Genomic DNA, 15,726 nt, shown 5'->3' on the forward strand with positions numbered 1-15,726 from the left:
CGGAGACCTCCCCGTGAACGAACGCACCGACGCCGGCGAGGTCGTCGAAGCTGAGCGTCACCGCCTGCGTCTGTGGCTGATCGGCGCGCTCACCGCGCTCGCGATCGCCGCCGTCACGCTGATCGTGATCTGGCCGACCCCGCAGGCCACCGGCCGCCCCGCGCCGTGCCTGATGTTCGGCGCTGGCCCGGTCAACAACGGCAAGGCCGTCATCGCCGCCGGCGTCGCCACCGGCGTCCCCGAGTCCGGCATCCTGGCCGGCCTGACCGCAGCCATGCAGGACACCGAGCTGCGCAACCTCGCCAACCCGAACGTCCCCGACTCCCTGACCACCGCCCACGACGGGCTCGCCGCCGACTACGACGCCCTCGGGATTCTGCAGCAGCGAGCTGCCTGGGGCACCACCACAGCGCGGATGACGCCCGCGGCCGCCGCCCAGCACTTCTACGCGGTCATGCGCACCATCGACGGCTGGCAGAACATGGAACCGCAGTTCCTGGCCAGCCTGGTGCAACGCTCAGCATGGCCGGAGGTCTACGCCACCCGCGTGCCGTCCGCCCGCGTGTTCTACCGCGAACACCTCGACGAAGTGCTCGCCACGCACTGCGACGGGACCGCGATCACGGCGGGAGCACCCTCGTGATCCCCACCGCGACAACGAAATCAGCGCACGAACGGCTTCAGCGGTGCGGCGCGTGGATCGGTGCGTGGAGCCCAGCGGTGCCGCTGCGGTGGTGTGGCCGGCACCGCGTGCTGACCGCGGTGATCGGTGCGGGCCTGGTGCTGCTGCTCATCTGCGCGGCCCGAGCCGGCGCGGACCCAGGAACCAACGGATCGAGCTCCGACGGCGGCAACGTGCTCATCTCCTGGATGGGCATCAAGGACTCCGACAACGTGCCGGTCGCCAAATACACGCTGACGATGAACCAGGGCGGATGGGATGACCCCGCCTCGACGATGTTCGCCAAGGTCGCCTCCATCTGCTACGAGATCTACCTCTGCATCACCGCGACCGCGCTGTGGCTGATCAAGTTCGTTCTCGAGTTCAAGTGGATGGCGCTGTTCACCGTGCCTTTCCAGACCATCGGGCGCGGCGTCGACTCGGCAATGGACCGCTTCGGGCTCGCCGCCACCGCACTGGCCGTGCTGGCGATCATCGTGGTGTGCACCGCATTGGCTGGTCGCACCGCTAAGGCGTTCTCCAACATCGCCATGGGCATGCTCATGATCGGCATCGCCGCCACGATCTTCGCCAACCCGCTGGGTGAACTGGTGGGCCCGGATGGGCTGCTGGCCAAGGGGCGTGACACCGGACTGGAGATCGCCACCTCGGTCTCAGACGGCGCGGTGAGCAAGCAGGGCGACGGCGCGAACGTCGACGCGATGGTGTCGCGGCTCGCTGACCGGTTCCTGCGCTCCCCCACCCAGATGATCAATTTCGGCATGGTCAGCGACTCGGTGTCGCGCAAATGCCGGGAGGCGTGGTCCAAGGGGATCAACGACGAACGCGGAGACAAGCTCAAAGACGACATCAAGGGCTGCGATTCGCAAAAAGGCGAAACGATGCACCAGAAGTCGATGGGCAATCCGGCGGCAATCCTCGTGCCGCTCAACATCTGTGGGCTGCTCGCGATGTTCCTCGTCGCGTTCGCCTGCTACTTCGTGTGGCACGTGGTGAAGGCCGCCGTGCAAGCCATGCTCTACGCGGCGTTGGCCCCGCCGGCGTTCGCCATCGGCGTCATCCCCGGCGGACCGCAGACCTTCGCCTGGAAAACCGTCCTGGATTGCGCGATGGCTTACGCGGCGATGGTCATCTACACCGCTGCGTTCGGGGCCTACAACGTCATCCTCGACCAGGTCTTCAAGGACTCAACGAACGCCATCCAGTCGATTTTCATGACCGCGCTGGTGTTGGCCTTCGGGTTCGCGGTGTTCGGGCCGCTGCGCCGCATGTTCGACCGTCAACGCGACACCATGGCCGCCAAACTCGGCGGCGGTGCGGTCGGCGGGCGCCGCAGCGGCCGCGGTCTGCTCGGCAAGGCCGCCGACCTGACGTCCATCCGCCAAGGCTTGGGATCAGGCAAGAGCGGCTCTCCTGCCGAACGGACTCCCGGACGCATCGAGCCTGAAGCCGATTCGTCGAGCAGCACCGGCGGGGGGACCGACGGCGGGGGTGGCACCGACGGCGGCGGCGACGGGGGCGGCGGACCGCAAGGCCCGGTCGCGGTGGGTGACCCTGCCGGCGGACCCTCCGGTGGCGGCAGTGCGGCCGGATCCGAGGGCGCCGACGCCGGCGCTCCCGAACGCACCGGGCGCCCGGTACCCGAACCGGAGCCCGCGGCAGCCCACAGCGACGCCAACCGGGTCAGCGACAAGCTCGAAACCGCCATCCGGCTCTATCGCGCCACCCGTGGCGACGTCGGCGGGGCAACCGGCGGCAGCGCCGCCTCCAGCAGACACGCGCTGTCAGAGGCTGCGTGAGGACACCAAAAGCCATGCCGCCCAGCACCTTCCGTCGCAATCATCGTCGACCCGTGCATCGGAGCTGACCCATGAGGCAACGAATCGCCTACCTGCGCCGCCAGTGGCGGCGCATTCCCGCCCGCACCCGCATGGGCGTCGCCATTGCGGTGATGGCCGTCGCTGGACTGGCCTGGCAGCACCACACCAACGTCACCGACACCACCACCGCGCCTGCGGTTCAACAGCACGCGGCACCCACCGGGCCGGCGCTCACCGAGCCACCCACGCTGAGCGTCACGCCCAGCCCGAGCGAGTCGTCCGCGCCGGTCGACGTATCCAGCGCCGGCGCCCGCAGCGCTGCTGAGCGTTTCGCCACCAACTTCGCGACCCCCAACGGCGACCGCGACGGCTGGCTGGCCCGCCTGTCCACCGACGTCTCCCCCGAGCTGCTCGGCCAATACCAGAGCACCGACATCGCCACCGTGCCGCAGACGGCCGTGTCGCAGGTCACCGGCCCGATGGGTGCCGATCCTGGTGTTGCGACCTTCCAGATCGACTACGCCGACGGGTCACGACTGGAGGCGACTCTCGAACTCGGCGAGGCCGGCTGGAAAGTCAGCAGCGTCATCCCCGTGGAGCACTCCGCGCCGCCGGCCCCCGCCCCGGCACCCGACAACCCGCCCAGCGGCGTCATCCCCCTGGTCGCGAGCACGCCGTGACCACGCATCCGGTGATCACCAGCCTCGCGGGCCGCCTGGGGGGCTGATCAGTGGAACCCATGGAATGGGCGGTGATCGCCCGCACCGTGTGGGCGCACCGCCGCAAGGTCTACGCCGCCCTCGCGGTGATGGCCCCGTTCTTCCTGACCATGCTCATGGTCGTCTTCGTGCTGTTCGCCGCCGGCGGCGGAGGTACGGGACCGGCCAGGGCCGTGATGACCCCGCAGTGCCAGCAGCAGCTGCAGTCCCAGGGCATCAGCGCCGACACCGGGGCGTCGTTCGGTCCGGGACCGGTCAACAACGGCAAGGCCGTCATCGCCGCCGGCATCCGGATGAACATCCCCGAAAAGGGAATCATCGTCGCGCTGGCCACGGCGCTGCAGGAATCCGGGCTCCGCAACCTGGCGAATCCGAATGTGCCTGCCTCGATGGCGATTCCGCACGAAGGGGTCGGGCACGACCACCTGTCGGTGGGCATCATGCAACAGCAGCCGTGGTGGGGGAACCTGCGCGACCTGATGACCCCGGCGGTGGCCGCTCAAAAGTTCTTCAGCGCACTGCTGAAGGTGGGCGGCTGGCAGAACATGGCGCCCACGGTGGCCGCCCAAGCGGTACAACGCTCGGCATTTCCCGACGCCTACGCCGACGACGTCGCCGCCGCGACGGTGTTCTACCGCCAGCACCTCCGCGAAGTGATGGCAACCTCCGGCGGTTCGGCGCCACCCGACCCGTCGGGATCGCCGCCGGCCTCCGATGATGCCGCCGGCGGCGGCCGCGACGTCTGCGGCGTCGTCGTCGACCCCAAGGCCACCACCCTGGCCCCCGGCACTCCAGCCGGCACCGCCGCAGCGAAGTTCGCCCAGGCCCAGATCGGGCTGCCCTACATCTGGGGCGGCGGCTCCCTCGAAGGCCCCACCGGCGGCGGGTTCGACTGCTCGGGCCTGGTGCGCTACGCCATATTCCAGGCCTCGGGGCATCGCATCGTGCTACCACGACGCACCTACGAGATGGTCCACGTCGGCCAGATCGTGCCCCGAAACGCCGTGCAACCCGGCGACCTGGTGTTCCTCAACCCCGACTCCGAAGGCCCCGGCCACGTCGCGATGGTCGTCAACCCGACCACGATCGTGGAGGCGCAAACGTTCGGCGTCCCGGTAAAACTCTCACCGTTCCCCAACCGCTTCGTCGTCATCAAACGCGTTCTCTGACAAAGGAACTCAAACCATGCAGCCCTACAGCTCCACTCAGACCTCGCACCAGCCGCGCCGCTGGTGGCAGCGGATTCCCCGCAGGGTCCTGCTGGGCCTGGTCGTCGCGGTCCTGGCCATCGGAGCCCTGGTCTGGCAGCACTACAACAGCCCCACCGCCCAGCAGCCAGCGACACCCCCACCGACGACCAGCACCACCGCCGGCCCACCGCCGCCATCATCGGTCAGTCCCAACCTCGGCGACGACCCCAACGTCGAGCAGTTACCACCGGCCACCCTCAGCGCTACCGATCCCGCCGCCGAGGACGCGGCCCGCGCCACCGCACAACGCTTCGCCACCAACTTCGCGACCCCCAACGGCAACCGGGAGGACTGGCTGGCCCGAATCACCCCCGACGTCTCGCTGCAGCTGGCGCGGCAGTACCGGCTCACCGACATCCGCAACGTCACCCAAGCCACGGTCACCGACGTCACCGGCCCGGTCCGCCAGGCCCCCGGAACGGCCACCTTCGACGTCGGATACGACGACGGATCGCGCATCGAGATCCAACTCGAAACGGGCACCGAAGGGTGGAAGGTCATCGACGTCCGCCCCCTGAGCACCGAAGGCGGCGCCGCTACCGCCGATGCACCCGAGGAACCGGCGCCGGCCGCGCCCCCGACCGGAGAGGACCACCCCTGATGGCCACCAGCAAGACCGTCCCCGGCAAGGCCGCAGCAGCCCCCGCCGGCGCCGCCTCGACCGGGCGTCCCTACGCCACCAGCAGCGCCGAACTCAACCGGCCCTACGTCCCCGGTGAAAGCGCCGCCGAGCAGAAGCAAGCCGCCGAAGGATGGCGCTACATCCTGCTCGCCGCGCTCGCCGTGGCCGCCATCTTCGGCTACACCAAAGGATGGCCGGCCGCCCAGCACTTCCTGTACACACCGTCCCCGGCACGCGACTACCTTCTGCCACCATCACCGGACCCGGTGTACGTGATCGTCGGCGTCGGAGTCGGGTGGTTCTGGGTCCTGTTCATCGCCGCCCCGGCCGCAGCCGCAGTGCTCGCGCTGCTGTGGTGGGCGATGCTGGCGGTGAACAACCGCCGGGCACGCACCGGGCACCTCGGGCACGTGCGCCCAGGTCAACCCTGGCCCGGAGAGCAGTACCCGACGGTGCCGCTGATCCTGGCCGGCGGCGCGCTCCTCTTGGCCATCACCGGCGTGCTGTTGCGGTGGGCATCCCCGTCCGCCGCGCATCTACCCGGCCGGCTGCTCGTCGTCGCGATCATGGCGGTCCTGCTGTTCGGCTTCTGGCAGTTCGCCCGCTGGGCCTACGCCCGCGGCACCATCACCCGCCAACTCAACCAGGTGACATTCCTGGCCTCCCCTGCGCTGGGATGGCCGGACCCGCGCGCGGGGCGCGTCCGCGCCGTGCGGTGTGCCTATCCGCACGGCGCACCAGCGTTCCCCAAGGTCATCAAACTGCTCTACGGCCAGCACCCCCGCTCGGTTGGAGAAGACCTCACCGCTGAGATCGCCGCAGTGCTGCACGAGGTCACCGGGCATACCTACGTCTTCGAGCACGACCCCCTGGCGCGGGCGCTACTAGCGACCGAGACCGTGGTCATCGAGGAAGACGTCGTCGTCGACGCCGAATCCGTCCTCACCCCGCTGGTCCTGTCGTGGTTCGACGCCGCCGCGCACATCGCTTCAGTCACCGTCGACAAAGCGCCGGCCGTCATCGAAGACCCCGACACTGACATCGAGGGGACAAGGAATTCCCAGGTAGACATGGACGAGGAGCTGGCGGCGCGGTCAGCGTCCACCGCCAACGACGCCATCGCCGCGCGCATCCGGGAGTTCACCGTGGGCTTCGCCTACAACCTCAAGGTCAGCTCCGCCTACCGGCGCGGCGTCATCGAAGGCATGGTCTCCGACGCGCTGGGCGGATCGTGGGAAGCCGAGTGGAGCATGGCCTCCAAGCGTGTGCGCTTCGTGCGTAGCCCCGGCCTGCCCACGATGGTCGATCCGCCGCTGGACTTCCCCGAGGTCACGCGCGCCAAGGTTCGGGCGCTCTACAAAGACACCGTCATCCCCTTCGGCGTCGATGCCTACGGCAACGTCATCGGCTGGGACTTCAAGCAGTCCCCGCACTTCCTGATTGCCGGAGCGACCTCCACGGGTAAGACCTCGCTGCTGATGACCGTGGCCACCCAGTGCGCGCGTCGCGGATTCAACGTGGTGTGGGTCGACCCCAAGGGCTTCGACTCCCCCGGTATGCGCAACTGGCCCAACGTGTCGTTGGTGACCGCCGGTACCGACGAGGACGGCCTGGTCGGTCACACAGCCGCGCTACGGCTGATCGCCGACACCATGACCGACCGTCTGTCACAGGTGAAGATCAACCCCAACCGCGCCGACGACTTCGACCCGATCATCGTGATCACCGACGAGTTCTCCAACCTGGCCGTCGCACTGGGCCAGTTCTACAAGACGTACAAGACGTCCAAGGAACGTGGGGAACCGCCCACGGCGACCGACATCGGCATCTTGCTGCGCACCGCGCGCGCGGTCGGCATCCACATGGCCCTGGGCATCCAGCGTCCCGACACCATGTTCATCGCCGGTGAGGCTCGCGACAACACCGCGCTGCGCGTGGCAATGGGTCGGCTGCGGTCCAAGGATGCGGCCATCATGATGTTCAACGACGCCGTGGCCGGTACCCGCCTGCAGCCCGGTATCAAGGGCCGCGGCACTGTCCAGCTGCCCGACGGGACGTTCCGCGAGATGCAGGCCTTCTACACCCCGCGAGTGCCCGCCACCGCCGAACAAGACGCCGCCCTCAGCGACCACGAGCGCGCCATCCTGACCGAGCTGTGCAACGTGGACAGCTTCTGGCCTCGACGCGTTGTGGACAGTGCTCTGCGCGGATATGACCCCGAAGACGACGAGCAGGAGATGTCGTTCAAGATGATCCGCGAGTCCCCGGTTGTCCTGGCCTCGGAACGACCCGATCTGGACCCCCTCAGCGACCAGTACGTGCGGCCAATGATGGCGCTTCGCCGCCCCACGATGGACGACGATCACGCCGACTACGACGACACGGATGCCGTGCCTGCTACCGGGTCTACCGGGTCGTCAAACAACGCCGTTCCGATCCCGAAATTCGGTGCCGCGGTCGACGGCTTCGACGATGACTATCTGCCCTCGATCGACGACGAATACGGGCCCGCATTTCCGGTCGCGGCAAACGAGCTTGCCCACGGTGATCTGGTCGATGTCTCCGACGTTGACGGTGTCTGTCGGTGGAAGTACGTTCACGCTGAGCCCTACCTCACCGAGGACGTCGAAGGTGGTGACCGGCTGGTGATCCCCTACCGAGACCTCGACGACAGTCGGGACGCGGGCGACATCGACGTCGATCCCTACGAAGTGATGCAGGCTCGGCGACTGCACATGAGCTAGCGAAGGAGAGCCGCAATGCCCCCGAGGAGAAAGACCGGCCGGGCCGCCGCAGAGGCGGCCTACGCCAACCTGCTGAAGGAGAACACGGCATTGGTCGGTGACGTTGGAGAAGCCTTCGACGCCTTCGTTGCGTCACTGGAGCAAGCCGCCGCCGCGCGTGAGCGTTACGAGGAAGCTCGCGCGGCCGCGGTCAAAGGTGGCGCGGTGACCAACGACCAGCTCGACCAGATGGGTTACAAGAGAACCTCGAAACTGCCGGCGCCGCCGGTCAAGCCGGCCGACAAGAACGCCGACACCTCCGGGGCCGACAACGGCAGTGCAGCCGCGCCAGCCCCCGACTCAACGACCAATGGTGCCGCGGCGGCACCGCAACTGGCGTCCACCGGCGCCCAAGGGGAGGGAAACTGACATGAGCAGCCCAATCGAACTGCTGGCCATGGAATCTCAGGAACAGCATCGCCGCTACCACGAACTGTTCGGGCTCAACCCCGTCGGCGGTGACGGCTTGCGCGACCTCGCCCGCTCCGCGCGGGAGCTGTCCCAGCGTGAGCGTGAAGTGCGCCAGGGCGTCATCAACCTCAACTTCTCCACGGCGGTGACCGGATGAGCGGGCCTTTCGCGCAGGCCACCGGCCTGGACAACCTTCCGCTGGATCAGTTCGGCGGCACCGCCGACGCCGGCGGTGCGGCCACCGACAACAGCGCCAACGTAAACGTCAACGGCGCCAACGACGTAGCGGCCAACGCCTCGGCGGAAGCCCAAGAGATCGCCGCCGTGCCCGACCCGCAGTCCCCCGCCGGTCAGGCAGCCATCCTGGCGATCATCGAGAAGTACCACGGCAAGAGCAGCGGCACCGTCCAGAGCGCTGCGGCCACCGAACAGGCCAACGGCTCCCAGGCCGCCGACGACGGGGACAGCGACAGCGACAAGCACCACCACAAAGATGACGAGGGCGACCTGGGTAGCGACGGCGGCAGCAGCGGCAGCCTCAAGGACATCCTGGGGCAGCTGCTCGGCTCCGGCGGTGGTCTGGGTGGCATGGGCGGTGGCAGCCCGTTCGGCCAGGGCATGGGTGGAATGCCGTTCGGCCAGGGCATGGGCGGCGGGATGAACCCGTTCGGCGACGCCTTCGGTCAGCAGGGCGCCGGCGGCGCCGGCGCGGCGGCCAACCCGTTCTCCGACCCGCTGGCCTCGCCAGGCGGGGCCGCGCCGGCGACCGCGGCCTCCTACAACCCGTCGGCGGACCCGTTCGCCACCACGCCGTCGAGCGGCACCGGCGCCACCGGCACGACCACCACGGCGTCGAACACCACCACAACCGGCGGCGGCGACGCAGCCAACCCGTTCTCCACGGCCGACAACAAGAACAACAACGGCTCCGACAAGCACGCCGACGCCAAGGGCGACGGCGAGCAGGAGGAGAACGGCGCCGGCGAGTCGTCGACCTCGGGTGTGGACGCCGGGGCGTTCTCCAGCGCCGACGGCGCTGCCGTGCCGGCCGACCCGGCAGCGGCATCGACCAGCAGCAGCGGCTCCAACTAGGAAGCGAGGCTAGAACCCCGTCATGACGTCGAGCACCGCGGTCAGCAGCGCACCGGTCACCTCCTGGTGGTACGGGCAAGGACGCGCGGTCGACGTCGTGCGGCGCTTGGAGTCGCTGTACACCCTCAACCCGGCCCCGGCCGGGCCCGCCGGGTTGGTGACCGTACGGCGCGACGAGCTGACGGTCACTTTCGTTACCGGGCTCAAGTCGCCGCTGCCGCATCCGTGGCGGGCCGCGGACTCCACAGCCAACGAAGTCCGCATCCCCTGGGACGTGGTGGACCCCGGCCTCGAGCCCGACCCGGAGCGTCCGGTCTACCTCGTCGCGTTCGGCACCACCGACGAGGGTGCGCTCGTCGCGCTCAATCTGGCTGCCTTTCAACGCATCCGGGTTGACGGCGACCCGACCGTCACCACCGCGCTGATCAGTCGGTGGGTGCTCGAACTGTTGGCGACCCACCCCGACATCACGATCGGCGTGACACCGGATGTGTGGCGCGGGCCGGTGACCACCCGCGTGCAGGCCGTCACGGTGGGACATGTCCCCGCTGTCGACGTTCTGGTGTGCGGCCCCGACCTCACCTACACCGACCGCGCTCAGATCGTGTCCAATGCCGCCAGCAAGATCATGATCGACCTGGGCCGCGACGCCGCGGTCGACGCGAAGTGGACGATCACCTGCGGCCCGGACCGGCTCGGCCAGATCAGCCGGGACTCCAGCAGCGGTGGCAGCCGGGCAATGACGGCCACCCTGATCCTGCCCACGCCCGCGGTGGTCGACCGGTGCGCTGATCTGCTGACCGACCAGCCAGCGCCACCCCCGACACCCAGCTACGAGCCCGAGGTCTTTCCCGGCGACGAATCGTTCGGCGACGAATCGTTCGATCCGCTCGACGAGCCCATCGCAGTCGATCAGTTCGATGAGCCCGACACCGCCCCCCGCCTGCCCGTCCCGCTGCCGGCCGCCGGGAGCGATCCCGCCGCCACCCCCGATGCGGCGCCCGGCGAGCCGATCGACTTCTTCGCGGCGGCAGCGTCGCCGGCGCTCGACGATGCCGACGGGCCGCCCTGGTCCACCGACGACGCCGAACCCACCGCGCCGCCTGCCGCGGCTGTCGGCGCCGCACCCGTCTGGGCCGAGGCCGCCGGCCCGCCGGCGCCCACTGATCCCGCAGTGGAGGACCCACAAGCTGCCGGGGACGTTCCGGCACCCGCCGCGGTGGTCCCAACACCGGCGTACTCCGGAGCTGCCCCCAGCGGCCATGGCGACAGCTCCCCGGCCCCCGAAGTCGCCCCGATCTGGAACCGCATTCTGGGCCAGGTCGACCTGCGTCCCCCGCACAGCACCCAGCAGCCCGGCCCGCGGGAAAAGCGGCTCAACGAACTCACGGTATTCCTGCAGCACAACCGTTTCGCCGACAGCAGTGACATCGTGCGCGCCGTGTACGGAGGCGCAGCCTCGGACAAGACAGTCACCCAGCAGCTGTCGCTGCTACGTGCGCGCCTCGGCGTCGTGCATGCGGGAGGCCCAAAAGCATTGCCCCCCATGCGTGATGGCGGCTACGTCCTGGACAAGGCGGTGCGATCGGACTGGATGGAGTTCGAGCGGTTGGTGGAGATCCTGGTCGACGCCACCGCCACCCCCCACCTCATCGCCGCCATGGACCTGGTCACCGGACCACCGCTGGGCGGGGTGTCCACACGCGAATGGGAATGGACCAAAGACCTACGCGACGAGATCCGTGACCGCGTCGCCGGCACCGCAGTCGTGCTGGCCCGGCGGCACCACGCAGCCAAGAACTTCACGGCCGCAGTCGAAATCGCCCGCAAGGGCCTCTGGTACGACAACGCCCGCCAAGACCTATGGCAAATCGGGATGCAAGCAGCGCTCGACGGCCACGACAATGACGCGTTCAAGACGCTGCGCAGCCAATACCTCAGCGCCGTGCCCGGCCCCGACCGGGACCCGGCAGTCGCTGATCTCACCAAACAAGCAGGTTAGGAACCCCCAGCCATGAATTCCGCCATGCACTCCATCGTCGTGACGCAGTTCAAAGACGACGACGACGAAGTCATCACCACCGCGGCTACCGACCCCGAGGCGCTATCGGTGTCGGTGCGGACCACCGGCGAGATCGTCGATGTCGACGCCCAGGCCGCACGACTGAAATCCCTCGGCGCCGATGGGCTCAAAGAACTCTTCGTCACCTGCGCCCAGGCAGCGTTCGTCCAGCGCTACGACCCGCTGCTTGACGCGGACTAGCAGCATGGGCCAACTCAACGTCAATCCCGCCGACCTGTACCGCGCGGCCGACGACTACACCGAATTGGCCACCGCCACAGCGCAATTGTCGACACGCGCAGCCGCCGAGATCGAACGTATCGCCACCACCCACGGCCCCATGGGGTATCCCATCGCCGTCGGCATCGCCATGGGCATGGCCGCCCGAGAACGCTCCGTGCAAACCAAGTCCGCCCAATTTGGCGAGTACGCCGACAGATTCACCACCCACGCCGGCGCCTACATCGACGAGGACCGCCGGGCCGCGGCCGTATACGACGCCCTGCACTTCCCGCAGATGCACGTCGACCCGAAGCCTCCCCCGAAGGATTCCGACAAGCCCTGGGTGGTGTGCTGGCTGCCCAGCCCCGACGCCGATCCCGCGAAGTACTGCCCCGCCGACACCACCCGCATCGAGTACGTCGATGACAAAGGACAGTGGATCCAGAAGGACATCGGCACCGGCGCCAACCAGGTCATTCTCAACGGCTCCCTGCCCGACACCGAATACCTACCCGGCCCACCGTCCGGCCCGCCGGCGCCGGGCACGAAAGCGCGGCTGTGGCCCGACGAGCACGGCAACCTCGTCCTCGAACAGCAGTCCGACCCCAACCGACCGCCGCTAATCCAAGTGCTGCCGCCAGGACAGATCAGCTGGTAACCGCGCCGACAGCGACTCTGCCCTGCCGGCGCATCTCGTGGTCACTAACTGCCCCACGCAGCTGCGCGCCGCGAGCCACACCTCAGCCAGCGTTTTGGGGCCGCGCTCGGTGTCTTCATCCCGCGATACAGTCCGGTCGGGGTAGGAATTCACCGCAGGGGCAGGAACATGACCGAGACAGCACAGACCACCGACGAACGCCTCGACGCGCTCGACAAACGCATCGAACGGGTGGGTCGCGATGTGTCCTACATCGGCTGGGCGCTGGCGGCCTTCGTCGCTTCCGTCATCCTGGCCGTGGTCCTGGATGCGTTCCTAGGCCCCAGGACAGAGCCGAAACCGACCAACCACGATCAAACGGTGCAAGACCTGTTGAGCGCTGGCGTGCACTGCTACGACTCAGCAGAAGAACGCGCCGCAGCTCGCCAACGGGCCCTGGCCGCGATCGACAGAATGCAATGGCAAGCCGACCACCCGCCCACGTCGGACAACCCCGACTGGCTCCCGCCGGCCCCGTCGCCGGCGATCCCGTCGATCTGGGACGACCCCTCGCCGAACGGCGCTGATTCCTGGGATGCCAAACGGTGCTTCGAGGTCCATTACCTGCCGTGAACCAACTCCGCAGCACACCGAGGGCGGCAAACTCGCCCCAACGCTCGCCGATCAGCGCCCCTGCCAGGTACAAAGGCACTAGAGGATATTCGCCGACCCGTGTGCTCATCGAGGAGCAACCCATCAAGCCGCCGGCGATTTGCCGAAGCCAGGGAGGGGAACCGATGACCACACCGCTCGCGCCGGGCCCGCGCTGCCCCCGAGCTTGATCCGATCACAGTGAGGACGACACCATGACGCAGCCGAACGAGCCGCAACCCACGCCTCCGCACATCACCTACCCGTCGGGCCCGCCCGGAGGCGACAGCCTGGCGCCGTACCCCATGTACCCCGAAGGGAACGTGGGGCCCGACGGCACGTGGCAGACACCGCAGTACCCGCCCTACATTCCCGAGCAGCAGTTCGACACCTCCGGCGGTGCGCCCCGCTCGACATTGGACGGCATCCACGGCACCGGAGCCGACGAGCCCGAGCGCTGGGCGCCCAGCTACCCCGGAGAACTCCCGCCGTACTGGACCAAGGACTACGTGCAGGACAAGACCGACCCGAACCTGTGGTGGCCCGATCACCGTCCCGACGCACCCGGCTCCACTCACCCCGCCGCCTACCACGGCGACAAGGACGGCAAGCACGATCCCGCCGCCCAAGGTGCGGGCAAGCTGGACGTCAACCCAGCGGACCTGCACAACGCCGCCGACGAGTACGCCCAACTGCAAGCCGCGGCCGCGGCGATCGGGCCGCAGGCCGTCGACGAGGTCAACCGCATCATCGCCACCCACGGCGCGATGGGCTACCCGGTCGCCGTCGGCGTCGTCGCCGGGCTGGCTCGCCGCCAGGCGCAGCTAGATCGCAAGGCCGCCGACTTCGGCCGCTACGCCGAACGGTTCACCGAGCACGCCGCGGAGTACCAGGCCGGCGATCGCGAAGGCGCCGGCATGTACCAGACCGTCAGCTTCAGCCAGAGCGTCGAAGGTGCGGGGCCGATGCCGGTCAACCCCAACCCCAACCCCTACAACCTCCCCTATGCCGAGCCCGGCCCCAACGTTGGACCTGCCATCCCGCCGTCGGTGATCAATCCGCGATAGCTGAAAATCGCTGCGCCACCATGCGGCGCACCCAGGAGACAATGAAGCCATGGCCTTGAACGTCGACACCGACGGGTTTCGCCGCACCGGCGACCTCGTCGACTTGGCCGGCGCCTTACTCGGGTCCGACTTCGACGATCCGACGCCGACGCCGCCCTGCGCCTCCGATCCTGCGTCGGAAACCATCATGCGCAACCTCAACGCCCGCCACGATTGGCTGCTGCAACACGTGCGCAACGGGGCACGCCAAGCGGCCAACGCAGCGTCCGGAATGAGGGACACCGCAGCCGATTACGACACCACCGACCAGGACCTCGCCGCCAACTACAACCAGTTCGGTGGCGGAGCTAGTGGTGGCTCCAGCACCGCCCCTGCGGCACCCGCGAGCCAGCCCCAATCGGACGGGGCAGCCCCGCCGGCAATGCCGAACGTCGAACCCATTCCCGATATCAGCGGCACCGAGGGTGAAGCCCTGGCGCTGCAACTGGAAGCCGGGGCCGGACCCACCCCGGCGATGGCGACCGGAGCGAAGCTGGCCACGCTGGCGGCACGCGCTCAGGCCGCCCACCTCAGCCTCGCCGATGCCCACGCCGCGCTGCTGGCCACCGGGGAATCGCAACCCACACCGGGTATGGCGGACAAGCTGACCAAGGGAATGGCGTTCACCCAGGCCGTCTCCGAGCACGCCACGACGTTGGCCGGCCACTACGAGGCCGCCGGCAACCTGCACACCTTGACCTACAGCCAGGTCGGGCCGTCCGCGGGGTGGCAAGCCCTCAAGACCGGCTACGCCGAATCTCAACTGGAGAACGCACTTAACGGCGGCCTGTCCCAAGCCAAGGTCGACGCGTTCAAGCAGGCACTCGACGACAAGGAACAGCTCAAAGGAGCTGCGGCGACCGGCCACCAGAACGCTGGCACCGCGGTCAGCACCCCGCCGGGCGGCGTAACCGACCCCGGCCTGGATCCCAACGGCCACGGCACGTCCGACGACGATCAGCACAAGGGCAAGAAAGACGGCAAGAACGCCAAATCGGGCGACCCCTCAACTCCCGCCGGCGGAGACATGCTGGAGCCGCTCATGGGCGCTCTCGGACCGCTGACCCAATCGCTGGGCAAGGCCAACCCGTTGCAGTCGCTCGGGCAGGTGGGCCAGATGGCCCAGCAGATCGGCCAACAGGTCGGCAAGCTCAGCGGCGATGCCGCCAAGAAAGCCGCGGCACCCCTCAAGGCTGCTTCCCTGGGACAGCATCTACCCACCGCCGGAAAGGGTGCCGGAGGTGGCGGCAAGGGCGGCGGCAGCCCCATCCATCCGTCGAGCAACCTGCCCAGCGCGACCCGAGCGGCCTCGCTGGGCGGAGCGCCCCCCGCGACTCCCTCTGGTGCTTCGGCGCCGATCAAGCCGGCCGCCGCTGGTTCCACGGGAGCTAGCGGTATGGGTGGCGGAATGATGCCGATGGGTCACAAACCCGGCGGCGACAGCAAGGGCTCCAAGATCGACAGCTACGAGCAGCCGCTGCCCGAGGTGGAAAGCGCCGGCCGCGACGGCGTGGTCGGCGAGGTGTCCCGGCCGACGGCACCCGTGGTCAATCCCGAGGCGCAGAACGCGGTCAAAGCGCGTATGGAGCGCCGTAAAAAGGATGCTGCCGGCACCGTCGAGCAGTAGCCAGACACGTTGCCCCCCGTGTCCCACTTCTGTGCCACGCTG

15 protein-coding genes are annotated in these 15,726 nt (G+C 68.7%); all 15 read left to right on the forward strand.

What is annotated here, in order from left to right; all coding sequences use genetic code 11:
• The first annotated feature begins 13 nt into the window (after positions 1-13).
• The 15 genes from MYCSM_RS34580 (at position 14) to MYCSM_RS34650 (ending at position 15,684) form a co-directional block, all read left to right on the forward strand.
• Positions 14-643 (forward strand): hypothetical protein, encoded by a 630-nt coding sequence (locus tag MYCSM_RS34580; RefSeq protein ID WP_232425906.1) that lies wholly within the window; start codon positions 14-16, stop codon positions 641-643.
• A complete protein-coding gene (locus MYCSM_RS34585) occupies positions 640-2,481 on the forward strand; it encodes a hypothetical protein (protein ID WP_015298196.1) in 1,842 nt (613 codons plus the stop codon). Before MYCSM_RS34580 ends, MYCSM_RS34585 begins: the two co-directional genes overlap by 4 nt.
• A gap of 71 nt (positions 2,482-2,552) precedes the next feature.
• A complete protein-coding gene (locus MYCSM_RS34590; RefSeq protein WP_015298197.1) occupies positions 2,553-3,182 on the forward strand; it encodes a hypothetical protein in 630 nt (209 codons plus the stop codon).
• Positions 3,183-3,241: 59 nt separating this feature from the next.
• On the forward strand, positions 3,242-4,390 hold the full coding sequence (locus tag MYCSM_RS36645) for a C40 family peptidase (protein ID WP_015298198.1): 1,149 nt from the start codon (positions 3,242-3,244) through the stop codon (positions 4,388-4,390).
• 16 nt (positions 4,391-4,406) lie between these two features.
• Entirely contained in the window at positions 4,407-5,072 is a 666-nt protein-coding gene (locus tag MYCSM_RS34600; RefSeq protein WP_015298199.1) for a hypothetical protein, read from the forward strand.
• Positions 5,072-7,837 (forward strand): type IV secretory system conjugative DNA transfer family protein, encoded by a 2,766-nt coding sequence (locus MYCSM_RS34605; RefSeq protein ID WP_015298200.1) that lies wholly within the window; start codon positions 5,072-5,074, stop codon positions 7,835-7,837. Before MYCSM_RS34600 ends, MYCSM_RS34605 begins: the two co-directional genes overlap by 1 nt.
• 15 nt (positions 7,838-7,852) lie before the next feature.
• A complete protein-coding gene (locus MYCSM_RS34610) occupies positions 7,853-8,245 on the forward strand; it encodes a hypothetical protein (protein ID WP_015298201.1) in 393 nt (130 codons plus the stop codon).
• A 1-nt stretch (position 8,246) separates the two neighbouring features.
• A complete protein-coding gene (locus MYCSM_RS34615; RefSeq protein ID WP_015298202.1) occupies positions 8,247-8,444 on the forward strand; it encodes a hypothetical protein in 198 nt (65 codons plus the stop codon).
• Positions 8,441-9,379, forward strand: a complete 939-nt coding sequence (locus MYCSM_RS34620; RefSeq protein ID WP_015298203.1) for a hypothetical protein — start codon at positions 8,441-8,443, stop codon at positions 9,377-9,379. The genes MYCSM_RS34615 and MYCSM_RS34620 overlap by 4 nt, the downstream gene beginning before the upstream one ends.
• Before the next feature lie 22 nt (positions 9,380-9,401).
• Positions 9,402-11,381 carry a bacterial transcriptional activator domain-containing protein gene (locus MYCSM_RS34625; protein ID WP_015298204.1) on the forward strand — a complete coding sequence of 660 codons (1,980 nt, stop codon included), beginning with the start codon at positions 9,402-9,404 and terminating at the stop codon, positions 11,379-11,381.
• 12 nt (positions 11,382-11,393) lie between these two features.
• Complete coding sequence (locus MYCSM_RS34630; protein WP_015298205.1) at positions 11,394-11,642, forward strand: hypothetical protein; 249 nt, start codon at positions 11,394-11,396, stop codon at positions 11,640-11,642.
• Positions 11,629-12,321 carry a type VII secretion target gene (locus MYCSM_RS35625; protein WP_157681639.1) on the forward strand — a complete coding sequence of 231 codons (693 nt, stop codon included), beginning with the start codon at positions 11,629-11,631 and terminating at the stop codon, positions 12,319-12,321. Before MYCSM_RS34630 ends, MYCSM_RS35625 begins: the two co-directional genes overlap by 14 nt.
• A gap of 168 nt (positions 12,322-12,489) precedes the next feature.
• On the forward strand, positions 12,490-12,933 hold the full coding sequence (locus MYCSM_RS34640; protein WP_015298207.1) for a hypothetical protein: 444 nt from the start codon (positions 12,490-12,492) through the stop codon (positions 12,931-12,933).
• A 233-nt stretch (positions 12,934-13,166) separates the two neighbouring features.
• Complete coding sequence (locus MYCSM_RS34645) at positions 13,167-14,018, forward strand: type VII secretion target (protein WP_015298208.1); 852 nt, start codon at positions 13,167-13,169, stop codon at positions 14,016-14,018.
• Positions 14,019-14,067: 49 nt separating this feature from the next.
• Positions 14,068-15,684, forward strand: coding sequence for a hypothetical protein (locus MYCSM_RS34650; RefSeq protein ID WP_015298209.1), 1,617 nt, complete (start codon positions 14,068-14,070; stop codon positions 15,682-15,684).
• The last annotated feature ends 42 nt before the right edge of the window (positions 15,685-15,726 follow it).

Source organism: Mycobacterium sp. JS623 (genome assembly GCF_000328565.1).
Classification (GTDB): domain Bacteria; phylum Actinomycetota; class Actinomycetes; order Mycobacteriales; family Mycobacteriaceae; genus Mycobacterium.